This is a genomic window from Streptomyces sp. KL116D, from assembly GCF_030766975.1.
GTDB classification, from domain to species: domain Bacteria; phylum Actinomycetota; class Actinomycetes; order Streptomycetales; family Streptomycetaceae; genus Streptomyces; species Streptomyces longispororuber_A.
In genome coordinates this window covers 1-19,317 of record NZ_JASERH010000133.1, presented here as the reverse complement: position 1 = coordinate 19,317, position 19,317 = coordinate 1, and the positions used below count along the sequence as shown (strand labels likewise).

12 protein-coding genes and 9 pseudogenes are annotated in these 19,317 nt (G+C 68.9%); 8 read left to right on the top strand and 13 right to left on the bottom strand.

Annotated elements, in window-relative coordinates; all coding sequences use genetic code 11:
* Positions 1-3,247 precede the first annotated feature (3,247 nt).
* From RBJ77_RS48265 to RBJ77_RS48215, 11 genes and pseudogenes are all read right to left on the bottom strand, one after another.
* Positions 3,248-3,388 carry a hypothetical protein gene (locus RBJ77_RS48265; RefSeq protein ID WP_372350776.1) on the bottom strand — a complete coding sequence of 47 codons (141 nt, stop codon included), beginning with the start codon at positions 3,386-3,388 and terminating at the stop codon, positions 3,248-3,250.
* Positions 3,389-4,882: 1,494 nt separating this feature from the next.
* Positions 4,883-5,523, bottom strand: a pseudogene (locus tag RBJ77_RS48260) (LuxR C-terminal-related transcriptional regulator).
* Positions 5,524-5,680: 157 nt separating this feature from the next.
* Positions 5,681-5,956, bottom strand: a complete 276-nt coding sequence (locus RBJ77_RS48255; RefSeq protein WP_372350775.1) for a hypothetical protein — start codon at positions 5,954-5,956, stop codon at positions 5,681-5,683.
* A gap of 226 nt (positions 5,957-6,182) precedes the next feature.
* On the bottom strand, positions 6,183-6,389 hold the full coding sequence (locus RBJ77_RS48250; protein ID WP_372350774.1) for a hypothetical protein: 207 nt from the start codon (positions 6,387-6,389) through the stop codon (positions 6,183-6,185).
* Positions 6,390-6,827: 438 nt separating this feature from the next.
* Entirely contained in the window at positions 6,828-6,983 is a 156-nt protein-coding gene (locus RBJ77_RS48245) for a hypothetical protein (protein ID WP_372350773.1), read from the bottom strand.
* 103 nt (positions 6,984-7,086) lie between these two features.
* Positions 7,087-7,266, bottom strand: coding sequence for an SHOCT domain-containing protein (locus RBJ77_RS48240; RefSeq protein WP_372350772.1), 180 nt, complete (start codon positions 7,264-7,266; stop codon positions 7,087-7,089).
* Positions 7,267-7,463: 197 nt separating this feature from the next.
* Positions 7,464-7,526 (bottom strand): annotated as a pseudogene (locus tag RBJ77_RS48235) (hypothetical protein); the annotation flags it as partial.
* Positions 7,527-7,702: 176 nt separating this feature from the next.
* Positions 7,703-7,852, bottom strand: a pseudogene (locus RBJ77_RS48230) (hypothetical protein); the annotation flags it as partial.
* A gap of 280 nt (positions 7,853-8,132) precedes the next feature.
* Positions 8,133-8,321, bottom strand: a complete 189-nt coding sequence (locus tag RBJ77_RS48225) for a hypothetical protein (RefSeq protein ID WP_372350777.1) — start codon at positions 8,319-8,321, stop codon at positions 8,133-8,135.
* A pseudogene (locus tag RBJ77_RS48220) lies at positions 8,290-8,995 on the bottom strand (alpha/beta hydrolase). Before RBJ77_RS48220 ends, RBJ77_RS48225 begins: the two are co-directional and overlap by 32 nt.
* Positions 8,996-9,441: 446 nt before the next feature.
* A pseudogene (locus RBJ77_RS48215) lies at positions 9,442-10,083 on the bottom strand (TetR/AcrR family transcriptional regulator).
* Positions 10,084-10,195: 112 nt separating this feature from the next.
* On the opposite strand from RBJ77_RS48215, the gene RBJ77_RS48210 reads away from it, so the two are divergent.
* The 5 genes and pseudogenes from RBJ77_RS48210 (at position 10,196) to RBJ77_RS48190 (ending at position 12,837) form a co-directional block, all read left to right on the top strand.
* A complete protein-coding gene (locus tag RBJ77_RS48210; protein ID WP_372350771.1) occupies positions 10,196-10,507 on the top strand; it encodes an MFS transporter in 312 nt (103 codons plus the stop codon).
* 157 nt (positions 10,508-10,664) lie between these two features.
* Entirely contained in the window at positions 10,665-11,090 is a 426-nt protein-coding gene (locus tag RBJ77_RS48205; RefSeq protein ID WP_372350770.1) for an MFS transporter, read from the top strand.
* Positions 10,979-11,893 (top strand): MFS transporter, encoded by a 915-nt coding sequence (locus RBJ77_RS48200; protein WP_372350769.1) that lies wholly within the window; start codon positions 10,979-10,981, stop codon positions 11,891-11,893. The genes RBJ77_RS48205 and RBJ77_RS48200 overlap by 112 nt, the downstream gene beginning before the upstream one ends.
* 164 nt (positions 11,894-12,057) lie before the next feature.
* Positions 12,058-12,431 (top strand): annotated as a pseudogene (locus RBJ77_RS48195) (peptidase inhibitor family I36 protein).
* Positions 12,432-12,526: 95 nt separating this feature from the next.
* Positions 12,527-12,837: pseudogene (locus RBJ77_RS48190) on the top strand (small hydrophobic protein).
* 473 nt (positions 12,838-13,310) lie between these two features.
* Here RBJ77_RS48190 and RBJ77_RS48185 read toward each other — a convergent pair.
* Positions 13,311-13,451 carry an ion channel gene (locus RBJ77_RS48185; RefSeq protein WP_372350768.1) on the bottom strand — a complete coding sequence of 47 codons (141 nt, stop codon included), beginning with the start codon at positions 13,449-13,451 and terminating at the stop codon, positions 13,311-13,313.
* Positions 13,452-13,990: 539 nt separating this feature from the next.
* Positions 13,991-16,718, bottom strand: a pseudogene (gene aceE / locus RBJ77_RS48180) (pyruvate dehydrogenase (acetyl-transferring), homodimeric type); the annotation flags it as partial.
* Between the two features lie 566 nt (positions 16,719-17,284).
* Between aceE and RBJ77_RS48175 the strand changes: the two are divergent.
* The 3 genes and pseudogenes from RBJ77_RS48175 (at position 17,285) to RBJ77_RS48165 (ending at position 18,665) form a co-directional block, all read left to right on the top strand.
* Positions 17,285-17,464 (top strand): hypothetical protein, encoded by a 180-nt coding sequence (locus RBJ77_RS48175; RefSeq protein WP_372350767.1) that lies wholly within the window; start codon positions 17,285-17,287, stop codon positions 17,462-17,464.
* Between the two features lie 291 nt (positions 17,465-17,755).
* A pseudogene (locus RBJ77_RS48170) lies at positions 17,756-18,249 on the top strand (redoxin domain-containing protein).
* A 134-nt stretch (positions 18,250-18,383) separates the two neighbouring features.
* A complete protein-coding gene (locus RBJ77_RS48165; protein ID WP_372350766.1) occupies positions 18,384-18,665 on the top strand; it encodes a TerD family protein in 282 nt (93 codons plus the stop codon).
* The last annotated feature ends 652 nt before the right edge of the window (positions 18,666-19,317 follow it).

The window sequence follows — 19,317 nt, the reverse complement described above, 5'->3', positions numbered from 1 at the left end:
ATTATGCGTTCGTCAATTGGGTGTTAACCGTTCGCATTTTATCGTGAAACGCTTTCGCGCGTTTTCGTGCGCCGCTTCATCGATCGGTGCATCGCGCTCCCCAGGACCGGTGAGCGCCTCCATACGGAGCGCAGTAGCCCCGGCGCCGGTGGTCAGGATCGGTGCACGCAAAGACGTGCCCGGCGGCGGTGCCGGCCGGATTGCCGGGGCCGCCCAGGCTGTGGTCGATCGCTCGGTGGCGCAGGCCGCGAAGCGTCCAGAGCCCGCCCGCGCCGTCGACGACGAGGCGCCGTCAACTCGCCGTCGGCGGAGGCGAGATGGGGACCGCAGCGCGGCGACCGTGGCCGGCTTTGCCACCGCACGTCATCGCCGCCGCATCGCATCGAGCATGATCGCGCGCAGGCGTGGGTCAGTCTCTTCGGCGTCCCCGAGGACAGCGGCACGGCGGACCAAGGGCACGATCCGCACCCGTAACCGAGCGTCCCGACGTCGTCCAGATTTCCCCACGATGCTGCTTTTGCTTTTGGAGTGCACTCAAGAGATCTAGCGGGAATTGGCGACGGTGATGGTAGAACCACTCCGCACCTGCCTCGACAGGGTCGACGTCGCGGCAGGCGCTCGAGTCACGAGGTCCGCCCGCGCCCGAACGGCCGGTGACCGCATTACGATCAGTGAGGTCGTCGCCATTTCACCGGGCTGACCGCGCACCGCACCCTCCGCTGGTGCCGAGCGGATCGGCCTGACTAACGCGACGTCGACCGCTGCGCACTCGGCCAGCGCCGCTACAGCAACCGCCGACCTGGACGCTGGCTCGCCTTCGTCAACAAGCTCCGGCTCACCGGGACGCCCGTGGTTCACGATGGTCCGCTACGCCGAGCTGAGTGCGCCTGGGCAGAGACCTTCGCCGAGCGCCAGGAACCGCCTCGAGGTCGACCCGCCGCGACGTCCCGGAACCCGCCATGGCCGAACTCCAGGACACCCCTCGCCGTGCTCGACCGCAAGATCGACTTCTATGCCGGTACCGTCCGGCGCCCGGAAAGTGGGATTACGACCGCATGAGTTGATACCGGGAACGGGACGCCGCAGGCAGGCGGGCGGCGCATATCCACGTTGAGTTGTGGAAGCAGCGGGCCCGTGGTGGGCGCTCAGGGCGGCTGCTGGGCATGAGCTGGGCCTACGGTCCGACGGACGCCGACGGAGCCCGGGCCACCCTGGAGCGGGCCCTGGAACTCGGCGTCACCCTGTACGACACCGCCGCTGACGCCTACGGTGCCGGTGAGAACGAAGTTCCTCGCTCCTTTCGGTCGGCGCGTGCGCCGCGACGAGGTCGTCCCTGGCGACCAAGTTCGCCATCGGACTCGACCCGAGCGACGAACAAAGCGCGTCATCAGCAACGATCCACTCCTGCATCCGTCCCGCGACTGACGCAGCCTGGAGCGCCTGGGCGTCGACTCCGGTCGACCTGTACTACATGCACCGCCCGGGACGGAAGGTGCCGATCCGAGGAGACGGTCGGCGTGATGGCCGAGCTTCGTCGCCGCGGGCAAGGTCGCTGGCACCTCGGCCTCAGCGAGGTCACCGCCGACGAACTGCGGGCCGCGCACGCCGTCCCACGAGCCGCCGCCGTCCAGTCGGAGTGAATTAAGCCTGCTCAGCCGCGACATCGAACGGTCGGTGGTGCCCGCCGCCGCCGACCGCGCCGCCCGGACGGTCCTGTACTGCTCTGGCCGTGGCTTCCTCACCGCGCGCCTTCGTCAGCGCGCCGACAGGCGATGTCCGCCTGACGGCTTCCGCCGCCAGCGCTCCCGCTTCACCGGCGACAACGCCGCCGCCAGCGCGACCCTCCTGGAACCGGTCCGCCAGAGTCGCCGACGCGCGACTGGCGCCACCCTCGGTCAGATAGCCCTGGCCTGGGTGCAGCGCCAGCCGAGACTCCTCGGACACTCTCCGTCGTCCCGATCCCTGGTACCGCGCAAGCCCAGCCGGGTCTGAGAGAACACCTGCGGCGACCCGTGTGGTGCCTCGCCACGCGGCGAGAGTTGGCGCTGCTCGAACCGATCGCCTCCCAGGTCACGGGCGACCGCTGCGCCGGCACCAGCCTTCACGTCGGCGGGCCGCGAGCATGCCGGACCGGAGTCCCGACCAGCCGCGCCCTCGGCTGACTCGACGCACGGCCGTCGGGCGCCGGGCCGCGGCCGGTCGCCACCCTCGCCGCCACCGCAGCACGCCCGGGCGGCGAGCGGCGCACGAAGCCCCTCATGCCAGCCCAGCGCGAACACCGCGAACCCGGCGGCGAGCACTCCGGCCAGCGCCCACCGCCCCCGGCTCGCACGCTTCCACGGAACTCGAAGCCCCGTGCGTAGCGGCCTATCAGCGCGAACAGCATCCGCAATTTCAACCTGGCAGCCAGGCGAGACGGACCGCTATCCAGACCAGCGTGTCGGGGCCGTCGTAGAGCCCAGTATCGCCCGGCGAAGGAGGCGGGGACCGCCGCCCGCGAGCATCGCCGTCTGGTGCCAGCACAGGATCGTCATCGCCGACAGATTGATGACCACGACGGGCGCCCAGAGCGCGGGCCGGCGCAACAGCCGGCCGATGCGGTCCGCACCAGCAGTATCGCCGCGCCGCTCTGCGCGGCAGCCAGAGAGACGGTAGCGACGGCGGATGCAGTTCGTCGGAGCCTCGCCAGCACCACCATCGAGGCCAGGTAGTGGAAGGCGAGGAGCGCCGCGAACAGCGCGCCGTACCTCCGACGAGCAGTGCCCAGGCGCCCCGCCTGCCGAGCTCTTCTCGCCCCAGCAGACGCCCAGTTGATAGGCGAACATCCAGCCAGCAGCAGGTTCAACAGGCTCAGCCACGAGGAGCGCGTGGCCGAGGCGAGCGGACCGTACCGGAGGAAGTCCACGACGGCGACCGAGCCGTGAGCGGCGCCGCCGCCCGAACGCCGAGCCTTCTCGCGGCCCGGACGCACCACGGAGTGAGCGCCGTGATCACGGTGTAGACCCCGACGAACCACAGGGCTGTATCACCAGCGTGGAACCCGTCCACCAGGTCGTCCCAGCTTGAGGGCATTACAGGACCAGGATCATCGCGGTAGACCCGCAGTCACCCCAGCGCAGGCGGCCCAGGCGGGCGAGCCTGCCCGCAGCCAGCCGGCCGTCGAACCACGCTCCAGGCCCGGCGGTACGAGAGGACCGACGCGTACCCGCCGACCAGGAAGAACACGCCCAGCATCTGCAGTAACAGCTCAGCAGCGGGGCGAGAAGAAGCCGAAGGCGGCCAGCAGGCTCGCATTGTGCAAGGCGCCCTGGGCGTCGAGGAGAAAGCCGCCGAGGAGCCAGTGGCCAGTCGGAACGGCGAACAGCGCCAGAGCGCGCAACCCGTCCACCGCCCGGTCCCGTCGGCCGGGGTCTTCGTGATCGCGGCGACCGCGGAAGAAGCGGACGCCCGCAAGGTGGTCAGGCTCATGATGATGCTCCGGTGATTGGCGATGTCGGCGAAAGGCGTGCAGCGAGTCCGTGCCGGGTGCGAAGTAGCGCCGGTGTGGCCCTCCGGCGCTCGGTGGGCACTGGGCGGGCGCCGAACGAGGAATCGGTGGGATCGGCGCCGTGGCCGAGGCCGAACGGCTCGACGTTCGGCACCTGCGCGATCCAGTCGGTGTCGTCCCGGGCCGCCCACACCCGGGCCCCGGTGTGCAGATCGAGCTACGCTGTCGGCGCGCGCAGTCCGGAGCGAGAACCGGAGCACGACGAGGTCCGGACGCGGAGCCGGGCCGCGCGCAGCCCGCACAAGACCACCGACCCAGCCAGCTGTGACAGAAGACGGCGGGCTTCGGCAGAGGCCGGGCCGCGGCGAGCCTGCACGAAGCGCGCCAGCCCGGGAGGCGCTCTGCCTCGGCGAGCCGGCCTCGTGGCGGCATCGGGGGCCGAGGCCCAGCGGCGTGGTGTATCCGACCCACGCCACCACGGCCGATGCCGTCGCCCGAGGCCGACCTGGAGGGACCGCGCCATGCCGGCAGGCGTCCCGTGCACGTCCCCGGCCCGGTCGAACGGGCAGGTCGATGCCGTGTCCGAGCCGGGCACGATCACGGAGACGTGCCGGGCCTTCACGCAAGTCGTACACCTCGGCGACGTGACCGCGGCCACGGGGATCGAAGGCGAGGATCCGGCGGCCGGGGAGCGAGCAGCTCGGCGCACCGCTCGGCGAGCGACGCGCGGTCTCCGGCACCTGCGGTGCGTGGAGGAGTCCGCCGCGTCGGCCGGGGCCCGGGCCCGCTCGGCCCGCAACGCCATCCCGCTCGGCTCCGCGTATCGCAGGGCGGTCGGCGCGATCCAGATTGCCGACGACCGATTTCGGATGCCGGACCGCGAGCTCGTGCCGCTCCGCGCCGTGCCTCAACACACGGAAGAACGCGGCGACTTGAGGCAGGGCTCGCCGTCGCCGGATCAGGCAGGAGTCGCGCAGCGAGCGTCCGCGCGCCAGGACGCGCGCTGCCCGGCGGCGGACCGGTCAGCAGGCGCTGCTCGTGCCCCGACGCTCCAGCCCGCCGTACCGGCGACGATGGTCGTCGTGAGCGCCGCGGCGACCAGCGTGCGGCGGCGTCGCGTCGTTTCCAAGAGCCCAGGCCCATCGCCCGTCTCCCCTCCGTCTGCTTGGCGTGACGAGGGGAAGGCAGAAAAGACGGCCTGGGGCGGGACGATCACACCACGGAGCCAACTTTGCAGGTGATACCTGGGTATCCGTGTCTGATACCGCAGTAGTGGCGCGACCGCACGGCGCCTCACAATTCCTCGCAGGATGAACTGATACCGCGGACGTCACCGAAGGCACGGGCCGGACGGGAAACCGGCCCGCGGCGCACGAAGTGCTACCCGGGCAGAGGCTACTGGCCGCCGGGCGTGACGAGCCCCGACTCGTACGCGAAGATCACGGCCTGGGCCCGGTCACGCAGTCCCAGCTTCGCCAGCACCCGGCCGACATGGGTCTTCACGGTCTGCTCGGCGAGCACCAGCTTCTCGGCGATCTCCTGGTTGGACAGACCGCGCGCGATCTCCTCAGAACCTCCAGCTCCCGCGGCGTCAGGCTCTGGAGCTTCGGGGAGAGGTCCTTGCGCCGGCCGGGTCCTGGCGAAGTCCGCGATGAGCCGCTTGCGACGTCGGCGCGAGCAGCGCCTCACCCGCGGCGCTCCACCTTCGGCACCCGCGGCGATCAGGTCGGCGGGCGGCGCGTCAGCTTCAGCAGGAAGCCGGACGCACCGGCGCACCAGCGCCGCGGCCACACGTAGTCGTCGATGTCGAACGTGGTGAGACATCGGCGCCGCGGGACGGTGCGCCGCAGCCCGGCGGCTGCTCGCGGCTCCTGCGCCGCGGCGAGATCCGTCCATCTCCGGCATCCGGACGTCCATGAGAACGACATCGGGATGTGGAGCGGCTGGCCTCGACGCCCTTCTTCCCGTCCGGCCTCACCCACGACGTCGATGTCGCTCTGCGCGTTCAACAGCGCGGCGAATCCCGCCCGCACCATGGTCTGGTCGTCGACGATGATCACCCGGATGGTCGCCCGTGCCGCATTCCTTTACGCCGAGGGAGATCGGGCACGGTCAGCGAGACGGGCCGCCACACGGAACCCTCCGTCGGGCGGCGGTCCCACGTCCAGCGTGCCGCCGACCAACCGTACGCGCTCACTCATCACGACCAGCCCGCATGTCCCGTGCCACCTGACTCGATCGGGGGACAGTGGCTCCGTCGCCGGCCCGTTGACCACGATCGACCGCCAGCAGGGCGCCGTCGTCGAACGCGATCGAGATGTGTCCGCCCGCGCGCCGGAGCGCGTGCCGCACCACGTTCGCCAGCGCCTCCTGCACGATGCGGTACGCCGACAGAGTCCACTCCGCCGGTGGCACGTCCCTCAGTTCGCGCACCAGCGTGAGCTCCGGGAACGACAGGTCGGCGGGCACGCCTGCCGCATCGTCGCGTCGGACCAGCTGCTCGCAGACCAGCAGGCCGCGGCTGGCACTAGGTCGCCCTGGGCGTCCTCGCTAGCGCAGCACCGCGATGCAGTGCCGCGCTCTCGTCAACGCGCCGCTCGCTGCGCGCCCGCGGCGATGGATTCGAGCACCTCTACGGGTCGCATCGGTCAGACCCTGCAACCGGCGTACGGCGCGGAGTCCGCCTGCGCGGTGATCACCGACATGTGGTGGGCGACGACGTCGTGCAACTCATGCGGGCGATCCTGGCCCGCTCCTCCAGTGAAGCGTGCGGCGGGTGCGCTCGGCGGCCTCGTACTGATCGTCTTCCCTGCTCGACGAGCTTGCGGCGGGTCTCGCCGCGCTCGCGCACCAGCGCGCCCGGGAGCAGCACGACGCCGCTCAGGGACGCGATGGGGAGCACGCCCGTGTCGTGACTGCTAGTCGTCCCGGAGGAGGCCGACGGCGATGCTCGCGACGACGGTGACCAGCCAGGATGCCGATCAGCGTGCGTCGGCTCTCGCGCAGCGCCGGGCGATGCACAGCACCAGGTGCGCCACGACCGCCCATGGGCGTCCAGGGCGAAGGGCGGCCCGCGTCCCCCTGGAACAGCGATCGTGCCCAGGAGCTATTGGCGGCGTCATCAGGTACCAGGCGGTCAGCGGGCGACCGGAGCCGCCAGAGATCAGCGGGGCGCACCGCGACGGCGATCGCTCCGGCGAGACCGCCGCCCACCCCGTAGTCGTTCGACAGCACCCGCGTCGTGACCGGGATCAGTGTCACGGTGAAGCTCACCGCGACGAGATAGGGCAGCAGCCGCATCCAGCGCTTCGGTGCCTGTAGCCAGCAGGGCTCGGAGCGGTCACCGTCGACGGCAGACCGTCAGCGCCGCACCGGCGGCGGCCAGTCGGTCGCCGACGCGCCGCAGGGCGCCGGGCAGCCGCCGACGGCCCCGCTCGTCCGGTCTTCGTCCGGAGGGCGCGGCGCCGGGTCGGGAGAGATCGGTGCAGTGCCTCATGGCCAGTTCAGCGTAGGCAATGAGCAGGGCGCGGCTGCCGTCATACCGAGGTGCTCACCGCACCCCCTACCCAGGTATCACAGAGCGGTGCGGGCCCCGGCCGTCACAGCTCCGCGAGCAGCTCCGCCTTCTTCGTCGTGAACTCCGCGTCGGTGACCAGCCCCGCCTGGTGCAGCTCACCGAGATGCCGGATGCGCTCGGCGATGTCCGCCGGATCACGACGGCCGGCCGACGCCGTCTCCGCACGCAGCTGCCCGCCGGCGGCCGGTCCGGCCGTGCGCACGGCCGCCAGCACCGATGCCGCGAAACGGCGGGGACTCGTGGACCGGGCCGTAACCGAGGCCGAAGACCACCGCCGCCGGATCCTGGTCGGCCTGCCCCGCCTGCTCCGTGGCCGCGTCCCGGTGCAGCAGCCGCAGAATGCCCCTCGAACAGCTCGGGCGAGCGCCACTCGACACCGCTCAGATCGCCGACCGGGAACGTCTTGTCCCCGGCCTTCCACTTCGCCGACGACGCCCCCGTCCAGAACCAGCGGAAGGACACCGACCTGCCGTCGAAGGACGCCTTGCCGTCGTACGCCTTGAACTGGAGCGGCGCTCGGGCGGCGCCACCAGATAGCCGTCGGACCGGGTGTCCTCGTCGGCGACGAGCTTCTCGCGCAGTTCGTCGGCGTAGTACTCGGCGAAGCGTCTCCCGCTCGGCGGGCAGCGCCAGGCGGTACGGGTCGCAGCCCTCCTGAGCCGCCCCGCCGCCGCGTCCATCAGCGGATCGGCGCGGTCTCGGCTCGGCGTGCAGCACCGCGGTCCCGCGCTTCCCGGAGTCAGGGTCACCGCCGCTATCGCTTCCAGAGGGATGCGGCGCTCGCCCAACGCCTGAAGGAGCTTCGGCGTGCGGATCCCCGTTCGAAGCGGATGAGCACGGAGTCTGTCTCGAACTCCCAGGCGGCATGAAATCCGGCCAGTACGTCACCCATGCGGCTCATCGTATGCGGCACGCGCGCCTCCGTCGCCTGTTGCGTCGGACCACTGTTCCGCCGTTCTCTACGCGCGTCAGGTCGAGGCACCGCCGGAAAAAACCCTCCGGCAGTCCTGGTTCGCGCCGGCACACCGCACCGATCGGTAGAGCCCAGTTCAATCTCGGCAGAGTTGCTCAGGCTCTCGGTGCCGCGGCACGAAGTATCCCAGTGTGTCCCTTGGCGTTCGCCGCCGAGACGACACGGGCCCCGAAGGCCGTGGGAGACGGGATCGGCGCCGTGACCGAACCGCCCACCTCCATGTTGGGCACGTCCTGGATCCAGTCGTCCTTGTCACGGGTCGCCCACAGCGCGTGGGTGCCCAGGCCCGAGGCGTTGTCGGCCCCGCATCCCGGGCTGCCCGGCCACCGCGATGTCGCTGACCCGCGCGGGCAGGCGGTGCGCCGCGACGCCGCACACCACGGACCCGTAGCTGTGGCAGTACAGGGCCCACGGGCGAGCTGCCGGGCAGGCCGCGCAGCATGGCGTTGAGCCGGACCGCACCGTCGTCGGCGCGCATCGAAGGTCGCGGCGTCCACCCAGGCCGACGGGGGGCCGTGTAGTCGGCCCAGGCGATGACCGCGGTGCGCGTGCCGGCAGGCTCGCGGTGCGCTCGGCGGCGTACAGCGAGCGAGCCATGCCCACGGGGGCCGAGGTACTTGCGGAACGTGCGCTGGAAGGTCAGCACGTTCGTGTCGACCCCCGGCACCACGACCGAGACGCGCTGCGCCTTGTCGAGGTCGCCGAGGACCTCGGCCACCCTGCCGTTGCCCAGGGGTCGAAGGCGAGGATCTTGCGGTCGGGGTGCGCGAGCAGCGCGAAGCGTTTCATGCGCTGCCTCGCGTCGGCGTGACCGACGGACGACAGCCTGTCGTCGTGCATGCGCTGGTACTCGACCCTGCGGGCCTGACCGAGCGCGGTGCGGCTGGCGCTGTACCGCAGCTGCGCGGGCGCACTGTTCATGTTGCCGACCGCGAGCGGATAGCGGACGGCAGGACATTGCAGCTGGTGGGGCGTGAGCGAGGCGAAGAAGTGCGCGAGGCGGGTGGGGAGCCGTCGGGCGCGGGCAGGAGCGTGTCCGTTGATGCGGCCGTGCTCCCAGGCGGTGAGCAGCGGTCCGCAGGGGCGATGCGACGCCCCGGTGGTGACGCACCGCGGTCCAGCCGGTGGTCGCCAGCATGACGAAACACGATTTCGGCCAGCGCGAGCAGTGCGCCAGACGTTGAGTTGGGGGGACGAGTCGAAGGAAGTCACCGCGGGACACCCTAGGAGAAGCGCGTGGGACTCCGTGCAGCAGGTGAGGCACATCACGTTTTCAGCGGTGTACTTTGGGTAAAAAGCGGACGTAGTTGCGGTCAAGCCCTCACGGTGAGTGAGGGGGCCCGGGCGCCCCACGCGCGCGGGAGTGCGACCTGGCTCACTCCCGCGCGGCTCACTCGGTCGGGCTCACGTCCGGCCAGGGCGCCAGTGTTCGCCGAGCGACGGCTTCAGGTGATCGAGGGTACGACTCGGTGAGCGCGCGGATCGCCTCGACGCTCGCGTCCTCTCCCGCGCCCCACAGTCGTCCGGTCATCCGCATCACACCGCTGAACGCGGCCACGGCCACCCGCGGGCGTGGGTCGCTGTCGACGTCGAGGCCCCTCGCGCTCGGCGATCACCCGCGCGGTCTCCTCCTCCAGTTCGATGGAGCGGCGCAGGTGGGCGGCGAGGAGGGAAGGGTCGATTCGATCATCTGGTAGGTGCGCATGTGGAGTTCGACCGGAATGACCTCCTCCACGGAGCGGCTCAGTGCGTCCCACGTACCGAGGACGGCCTGCCGCATGGCCTCGAACGGGCTCTCCTCCAGGGGGCGTTCGCGCAGCGCGGCGACGAAGCGGGACTCGACCATCTCCTGCACGGCGAACGCGGCCTCTTCCTTGTTCGCGAAGTACCGGAAGAACGTGCGCTGCGAGACCTCGCAGGCCTCGGTGATCTCATCGACCGTCGTCCGGTCGAAGCCCTGGGACGTGAAGAGCTCAAGTGCCGAGCGCAGCAGGCGTTTCGCGTCCGCTGCTTCTTGAGCTCACGCAGGTTGAGTCGCGCCGCCATGGTCCTCTTTCTCACTGTTTGTGCTGGCTCACCTTGGTGTGAGCGACGTGACAGTTACCGACTTGTGAAATGCTTTGTCAACTGTCAGCAGCTGTCACTAGCCTCAGAACACATGACTAGTCAGACCACTGTCGACAAGGCGGACCGGGTTCCGGAGCCCGAGCCTGTCCCGGCACCGGCCAGAGGGCTGCGCGGCCACCCCTGGTTGACTCTCTTCTCCGTCGCGATCGGCGTCATGATGGTCGCCCTCGACGGCACCATCGTCGCCATCGCCAACCCGGCCATTCAGAAGGACCTCGGCGCGAGCTTCGCCGACGTCCAGTGGATCACCAACGGCTACTTCCTCGCCCTCGCGGTCACGCTGATCACCGCGGGCAAGCTCGGCGACCGGTTCGGCCACCGGCAGAACCTTCCTCATCGGTAGTGGTCGGCTTCGCCGCCGCGTCGGGGAGCCATCGGCCTCTCCGACAGCATCGCGTTCGTGATCACGTTCCGCGTGTTCCAGGGTCTGTTCGGCGCGCTGCTCATGCCTGCCGCGCTCGGCCTGCTGCGGGCGACGTTCCCCCGCCGAGAAGCTGAACATGGCGATCGGCATCTGGGGCATGGTGATCGGCGCCTCGACCGCCGGTGGTCCGATCCTCGGCGGTGTGCTCGTCGAGCACGTCAGCTGGCAGTCCGTCTTCTTCATCAACGTGCCCGTCGGCGTCCTCGCCCTCGGACTCGGGCTCGCCATCCTCCTCGACCACCGGGCGGAGAACGCGCCGGGTCCTTCGACATACCCGGCATCGTGCTGCTGTCCGGCGCGATGTTCTGCCTCGTGTGGGGCCCTCATCAAGGCGCCGGCGTGGGGCTGGGGCGACGGCATGACGTGGACGTTCATCGCCGCGTCGGTGCTGTGCTTCGCCCTGTTCGCGGTGTGGGGAGACGCGAGTCGCCGAGCCGCTCATCCCGCTGGGCCTCTTCCGCTCCCGTGCCGCTGTCGGCCGGTGTGGTTCTCATGGTGCTGATGGCCATCGCGTTCATGGGCGGCCTGTTCTTCGTCACCTTCTACCTGCAGAACGTGCACGGCATGAGCCCGATCGACAGCGGTCTGCACCTGCTCCCGCTGACCGGCATGATGATCGTCGCCTCCCCGCTCGCGGGCGCGATGATCACCAAGGTCGGCCCGCGCATTCCGCTCGCGGGCGGCATGGCGTGCACGGCCGTCGCGATGTACGGCATGTCCACGCTGGAGGCGGGCACCGGCAGCGCCATCATGTCCGTCTGGTTCGCCCTGCTGGGCCTCGGCCTCGCGCCCGTGATGGTCGGCGCCACCGAGGTCATCGTGGGCAACGCGCCGATGGAGCTGTCCGGCGTGGCCGGCGGGCTCCAGCGAGGCCGCGATGCAGATCGGCGGCAGCCTCGGCACCGCCGTGCTCGGTGCCGTGATGGCGTCGAAGGTCGACAACGACCTCGCCGAGGGAACTGGGCGGACGCCAAGCTCCCGCCGCTCACGGAGGCCCAGTTGGACCAGGCGTCCGAGGCCGTCCAGGTCGGCGTCCCGCCCGTCCCGCCGAACACTCCGGCGGCCATCGCCGGGAAGATCACGGACGTCGCGCACGACACCTTCATCTCCGGCATGAGCCTGGCCTGCCTGACGTCGCCGCGAGTGTCGCGGTCGTCGCCGTCCTCGTCGCGCTGCTCACCAAGCGCGGTGAGAACGCGAGGCGGGCGCGGGTGCCGCGCACATCTGACGGCGGACGGACGCCCGTCCGGGCCGCCGGGACCACGGCGCCGGACGCACGTCTTCAAGCCGTGGACAGGGCGCTGAAACCGCCCTTGTGAGGGAAGCCCCGGGAACTATCCGACTTTCGCTTTATCCGGGTGACGTCGCCCGGCGACCCTTCCCGGAACCAGATCTTCCGGGCCAGAGTGTCAGGCAAGTGATCAGTCGCGAACGCAACTGGTCGATACGACACAGGGGGTTGAAAGCACATGCGTGCATCCATGCCCATCACCGTCGCCGCTGCCGCACTCGCCGCGGTGGCCTCACTCCCGGCCTCGCCACCGCGGCGGCGCCACCGAGCGCTCGGCGGCTGCGCGGCGGGGGAGTTGTGTCTGTGGAGCAAGACCGGGTTCAAGGGCAGCGGCACGGCTATGAGCTGTCCGGGATCGACATCGAGAGTTGCGTCGCGCTGCCGGAGGGGAGCAGCGCGGCGTCCCTCGCCAATCGAACCGGCCGTCCCGTGACCACGTACCAGTCCGCGGAGTGCGCGGAGACCGGGGAGTTCCAGACCTATCCCGGCAGCGGTACCTGGGAGCCCGAATCGCCGTACCGGGCGCGGGCGTTCAAGGTCTGGGAGAGATGACGGAGACCCGCGCGCAATAGAGGCGGCCCGCGCGATAGACCGCGGAAAGCGGGGGTACCCGAAGCATCGCCCGAGTCCGACTAACTCAGGGGGTGATGATGGCGGGCTTCGGACATACCACGCGCAAGCACCCCGCTCACGTGGCCGCACCGGGTCACGGACCGGGCCGGACCGCGCGTCGCTCGGAATCATCGGCCTCGTCTGCGCGATCGCAGGGCTCTTCGTCCTGGGGATCGTGCTGGGACCAGTCGCCGTCGTCTGCGGCTGGCTGGCCATGGGCCGTCGTTGGACCGGTACGAAGTCGGTGCCGGCCCTCGTCGCGGTCGTGCTCGGCGCGATCGAGACCCTGCTCGCGATCATCTGGCTGGCCACGGCGGCCGGCTCTGCCGCAGGAGGACTGTTCTGAGCGCGAGCCGTTGACCGTTCCGAGCGGTCGACCAGAGGCAGCCCAGGGTCAGTTCCGGGGCTGTCGCGATCGCACCTGGGTTGAGGGGTGCGGCACGCCCGGCTCGCCCGAGGCCGCGAGCGAGGAAGCGGTCCCCGGCCGGTCCGTTCTGGGCCGGTCCGCCGTCCCCGGCTGACACGCCGTCCGCGGCTGGCCCGCCGTCCCCGGCTGACCCGCCGTCCCCGGCCGGTCCGCCCTACCCGGTCGGTCCGCCTGACCCGCCTGACCCGCCAGGCCAGGCACCCCGGAAACCCCAGGTACCCCCGGACACCCCGGACACCCCGGACACCCCAGCCACCCCAGCCACCCCAGCCACCCCAGATGATCCCGGCTGCCCCGACAACACCGCCACCTGGGCCCTGTAGCGCCCGTACTTCCTGTGCGAGGCGCCTCGATCGCCTCCGTCTGGCGACGCTCCTCCCGCGTCGTCCTTCTCAGACTCGGGAGATGAACCACGCCGCGATGTTGGCGGTGACCACACCGAGCAGCGCGATGCCGGACAGCATCAGACCCACCGCCAGCACCCGACCCATGCCCGTCGTGGGCGCGTGATCGCCGTAGCCGACCGTCGTCATCGTGGTGAACGACCGCAGACGGCGTCGCCCAGCGTCTTGATGTTGCCGTTCGGCGAGTCGCTCCACCGAGCACCGCCAGTGAGCCGAACATCAACAGGCCCACCACGGCACCGGCGACGTACGTCGTCAGCAGCCTATCTGCTCCGCCATGCGGGCCCGCCGGCCCACCAGGAGCGGCGTCGACTACCACGCAGCAGCCGCGAGGGGCTGCGCCAGAGGAAGCACCACGGCAAGGAGGTCGAGCGGGTGCGAGCGCACGAAAGTATTACGGTCCTGGGCGAGGAAGAGCCGGACCACGTAGTCGAGGCAGCGCCCCACACCACCCACGACGACGGTGCACGCCTCGTTGACGGCGTGCAGGCGTCCGGCCGGACGATGAGGGACCGCGTAGGCGACGCCGAAGACCAGGGCGAGTGCGAGCAGCGGTCGCTGCGAGCGCCGCTCATCGGATCCGTGCCGTTTGCTCCTTCATGCGCGCATCGTAGAAAAGCCGGAGGGCGGCGGGACCACGGTCCGCCGCCCTCGAGAAAGGAGCGCCAGGCGTCGCCGCCGGCCGCGCCGGGATCGGCGGCCGTGACGTCGGCGCGCTGGTACCGGTCGATGGCCTGCTTCAGGACCGAGCGGTCGACCTTGCCCTCACGCGCGAGCTCCGTGAGGACCGCGACCACGACCGACTGCGCGTCGATGTGGAAGAAGCGGCGCGCGGCGCCCGGGAGTGTCCGCGAAGCCCGAAGCCGTCGGCGCCCAGCGACTGAGTACGTGCCCGGCACCCAGCGGGAGATCTGGTCGGGGGACGGACCGCATCCAGTCGAGAGACCGCGACGAACGGGCCCTGCGCGCCGGACAGCTTCTGCGTGACGTGGGCGTGCGCTGCTCCTCCTCGGGGTGCAGCGGGTTGTGGCGCTCCACCTCCACTGCCTCGCGGCGCAGTTCGTTCCACGAGGTCGCGGACCACGTCGGCGCGCACGTTCCACTCCTGCGCCAGGGATCTGCTGGGCCTCCAGGGGCCCACGGGGACACCGGCGCCCGACGCCATGATCTGGGCGGGATCGAGCCCGACGTCCCGGTGCTGATGCGGTGGATGCCCTTGAGGATGCCCTCGGCGTCGACGTCGGCGGCGGCTCAGCCGGGTGCTGGATCGGCTCGTTGTAGACGGTCGGTAGTAGAAGACGTCCTCGCTGTCCCGCCGTACATCCGGCGCAGACCGTCCTTGACGATGTGCGCGATCTCGTAGGCGTACGCCGGGTCGTAGGCGACGAGGCCGGGATTGGTCGAGGCCAGCAGCTGGAGTGGCCCGTCGGCGTGCTGGAGGCCCTCGCCGGTCAGATCGTACGGCCCGCGGTGGCACCGAGGACGAAGCCGCGCCGAGCTGGTCGGCCATCTGCCAGAACTGGTCGCCGGTGCGCTGGAAGCCGAACATCGAGTAGAAGACGTAGACCGGGATCAGCGGCTCGCCGTGCGTCGCGTAGGCCGAGCCCGCGGCGATCAGCGACGCCGTGCACCCGCCTCAGGGGATGCCGTCGTGCAGCATCTGGCCGGTCGGCGGCTCGCTTGTAGGCGAGCAGGAGTTCGCGGTCCACGGACTCGTACTGCTGGCCGAGCGGGTTGTAGATCTTCGCGCTCGGGAAGAAGCGAGTCCATGCCGAAGGTGCGGTACTCGTCGGGGGCGATCAGCACGAAGCGCTTGCCGATCTCCTTGTCCCGCATCAGGTCCTTGAGGAGCCGGACGAACGCCATCGTCGTGGCGATCGACTGCTGACGAGCCCACTTCATTTCACCCGCGTACGTCTTGTCGTCCGGGAGCTGCAGCGCCTTGAGCGCACGACCCGGTCAGGGACTATGCCGCCTAGCGCCGGCAGGTCGTGACATGTACTGGATCTCTTCGAGTCGCGGCGGGTAGGCAGCATGGCGCGCGCGCCCTCACGGGCGTTCAGTGATCGGGATGTGCAGCCGGTCGCGGAAAGCCCTTCAGGTCGTCGATCGTAGCTTCTTCATCTGGTGCGTAGCGTTGCGGCCCTCGAAGTCAGGCCCAGCGTCCAGCCCTGACGGTCTGCGCCAGGATGACCGTCGGCTGTGCCCTGTGCTCCTTGGCCGCGGTGGACGCCCGCGAAGATCTTCGGTGGTCGTGGCCGCCGCGGCCCAGGTGCAGGATCTGGTCGTCGGTCATGCCCTCGACCATGCGCGCGCAGCCCGTGGTCGTCGCCGAAAGAAGTGCGTGGCGGATGTACGAGGCCGGGCTCAGTGGCGTACGTCTGGAACTGGCGTCGGCGTCGTGTTCAGCCTGTTGACCAGCACGCCGTCGCGGGTCCTGCGCGAGCAGCGGGTCCCAGCCGCGGTCCCAGACCAGCTTGATGACGTTCCAGCCGGCACCGCGGAAGCTGGGACTCCAGCTCCTGGATGATCTTGCCGTTGCCGCTGCGGGCCGTCGAGGCGCTGCAGGTTGCAGTTGACGACGAAGGTGAGGTTGTCCAGGCCCTCGCGGGCGGCCATGGAGAGCTGGCCGAGGACTCGAGCTCGTCCATCTCACCGTCGCCGAGAAGGCCCACACACGCGACCTTGAGGTGTCGTGGCGCGCCTCCATGTAGCGGTTCATCCGCCTGGAAGATCGCGCCGGCGCCGGGCCCATCGAGACCGTCGGGAACTCCAGAAGTCCGCATCAGGCGCGGATGCGGGTGACGATGAGGCCGTGTGCGCCTTTTCGACTTCTCCTGGCGGAAGGTGCCGAGTGCTGGTCTCGGTGCAGCCGGTCCAGCAGGATACGCGCGGGCATAGATGCCGGCGAGGCGTGGCCCGCGAAGGAAGATCTGGTCGCCGCCGTCCCCGTCCTTGCCACGGAAGAAAGTGGTTGAAGCCCACGTCGTGACCAGGCGACGCCGCGACGGCGAACGTGGCGATGATGGCCGCCAGGCGTATGCGCCGGGCGTTTCGCTGCGCGCGCGCGAGACCATCACCGCGGCGTTTCCCGGCGCGTCGCGTTCGATCCCTGCGCATCGATCTCTGCCTTCGCCGGGAGAAGACCGGCCGTCGCTCGTCGCGATGTGATGTCATGATCGTAAAGATACGTGCATGCGCATCTCGCACGTACTGCGCATCTCGCGGGCCCGCTCGAGTCCAGGCGCATCAGGTAGCAGGCGCGCTCGCGGCGCTCGTCGACCACTGCTGACGTCGAGGAGTCGAGCCACTCTTCGGTCTCCTCGGGATCGAAGTCCGGGACCTGGCTGGGAAGGCCGCCAATGATGATCGGCTGCGATCGGATCCGGAAGCCACGCTGTTCCTTCACTTGTCGGTGATGCCACTGTTCCACTGGTCAGGTACGCCGTTTGTCCATCGATGTACCTCGAAATCGGAATCGTCATCTCTACCGAGAGGTAAACGGGACGGCCGGCGAGGTGACCCATGAGAGGGCTACGGACAAATCCCTCAACGATACGCCCATGTCGCTCAGGTGTTCTGCGGGAGTCGCTACGGCCTTCGAATTTACGCTGGGTGTACGGGCCAGTACGTCAAACCCGGCGATCGCTGTGGCATACATCACTGGTCTGCGGGGGATCCTTGACTGGAGTTGCGGTGACACCGCCTGGAACGTCACCGTTTCGGCGGTCTCGGGGCCGGGTACTTGCGCGATCCGTCGCGCACGTGTGGACTACGGCCAACGCTCCCAGCGCGTACGCGGGGCTGCAGACAACTTCGTAAACATGATCAGGAGGCAATCCGTGAGCGCGACCGCGGACCACGCGGAGACGAACCTGCCGTAGGCTCGGTTTCCAGCCCGACATGGTGGTCAGGAGATCGGCTACGACGACGGGACGCCGATCAGGAGCTCCGCGAGGCCATTGAGCGGCCACAGCGCACCGAGCTCGTCGACGCAGGACTATGACGACGTGGCCGGATGCCGTGGTGCTCTGGTTTCCCCGCGAGACGACGGGGACCTGACCGATGCCCTGGTGGATGCCATCGCGTCCATGGACGAGAGGGCGGTCTGCATCCTCTCTCAGCACCAGACCGGCGCGTGACGGCTACGTCGAGCCCAGCGAGCTCGGCGAGGCCGCCACCGCCGGACTCTCTCAGACCAAGAGCATCAACGCCGGGCAAGGACTTTGGAACGGCAGTCGGCTCATCACGCCGAAGGGCGGGCCGCCAGAAGCGGTAGCTCGGCGGAACCGGTATCCCCATGCGAGGCCTTCGCGGGTCTGCGCGCGCCGCGGGAGCTTGTGCGTTCACGGCGCGGTGAGCCGTCACCGAGAACGCCGGTTTCAGCCAGCTAGGCGAAGCCACCGAACAGTCACCGAAGGGATGCTTCCACCATGGCGATCGAGGTCGGCACCAAGGCTCCGGAGTTCGAGCTCAGCGAACCAGCGACGGCGAGACCGTGCGGCCTCGGACTTCCGCGGCGAGGAAGAACGTGGTGCTGCTCTTCTACCCTCGTCGCCTTCACCGTGTCACACGGTGAGCTGTGCGCGCTCCGCGACGAGCTGCGGTTCGTCAACGGACGAGCTGTGCAGCTGTCCGCCGTCTCCAACCTCCCCGTTCGCGCTGCTGCGCCCGCCGAGCAGGAGGCCTCGGAGTACCCCTGCTGCTCAGCGACTTCTGGCCGCACGGCGAGGCCTCGCGTGCCTACGGTGTTTTCGACGAGGAGAAGGGCCACGCGCGGTGCGCGGCACCTTCATCATCGACAAGGAGGGCGTGGTCTCGCTGGACCGTCGTGAACGGCCTGCCGGACGCCCGCGACCGAGTACGTCGAGGCGATCGACGCCCCAGACTCGACACGGTGAGAGCCCGCGGGCGGGAACCGTCCTAGACCGGACGTTGATCGATGCCAACTACTACCTCCCGCCCTACAGACCATAGGGAGGACCTGTGGGGTCAGCCTCAGCAAGGGGCGGCAACGTATCGCTGAGCAAGGAGGCCTGGCTGGCGTCGTCGTAGCTCGGGTTGGGACGTCCGACCACCAATGGCGCTGACGACCGATATAGCGCCATCCTGACGAACGCGGGGCAGGTCCGCGACCAGGATTTCAAGCCTCAACAACCGATGAGCGCCGACGGCTCGGTCGAGCACACCGGTGACACCTCACCGGTGAGCGGTGACGACGAGCAGGTCAAGGTCAACCTCGCGACGGTCCCGGCCGACGGGACAAGATCGTTCGGTCTCGATCTACGACGCCGAGAACCGCCAGCAGTCTTCGGCCAGGTGTTCTCCGTCATTGGCGAATGATCAGTGTGTGCATCAGCCACCACAAACCTCTCAGATATCTCACTATTGGGATCACCATAGTGTTCAGAAACTATTCTATGCTGATAGATGGGGTTCTAAATGCATATCGATATAGAGACTCTAAAATCAGGTCTCATCATTTGGGTTTCTGTTTGTCAGATGTCAGAACGTGACTGTACCAGCTCATCCGTCAGCATGCTCATTCAGTATAGATGATAACAAATTACCAACTAAGGATACCCAATATAGAATCTGCCTGTAAGAACGTCTCTCACCAGATATTATAAATCCTTAAGATCACTGATAGTCAAGCTGGACTCTTCTTTCAGCATTCAAACCACCTGGATCTCTGGTCACTGCTGATGCATGCAGTCCATGGTGGCTTGATGGTTCCATATTCACAGTAACTGCAAGCCCAGGAACAAGCTCAGGTAAAGCATGGGGGACATCAGGTAAAGGATGTGATGACATATAGATCATCAGTGGATCTCCAGTGCCAGCAGAACTGGAACAGATCATTCTTAAATCCACATAGATCACATGTGCTGGATAATGCAATAGATACCAGTATGCAGATCATATATGTCATCTAGTCAAATGGGCTCTATGGTGTGATGGAGATCATGCTGACCTCTCAAGGTACCTCCTAGAT

Excerpts from the sequence above, each read along its gene's own strand:
- RBJ77_RS48245 (WP_372350773.1), bottom strand. The coding sequence starts at position 6,983 with ATGAGGCACTGCACCGATCTCTCCCGACCCGGCGCCGCGCCCTCCGGA.
- RBJ77_RS48210 (WP_372350771.1), top strand. The coding sequence starts at position 10,196 with ATGACTAGTCAGACCACTGTCGACAAGGCGGACCGGGTTCCGGAGCCC.
- RBJ77_RS48205 (WP_372350770.1), top strand. The coding sequence starts at position 10,665 with ATGGCGATCGGCATCTGGGGCATGGTGATCGGCGCCTCGACCGCCGGT.
- RBJ77_RS48185 (WP_372350768.1), bottom strand. The coding sequence starts at position 13,451 with ATGACGACGGTCGGCTACGGCGATCACGCGCCCACGACGGGCATGGGT.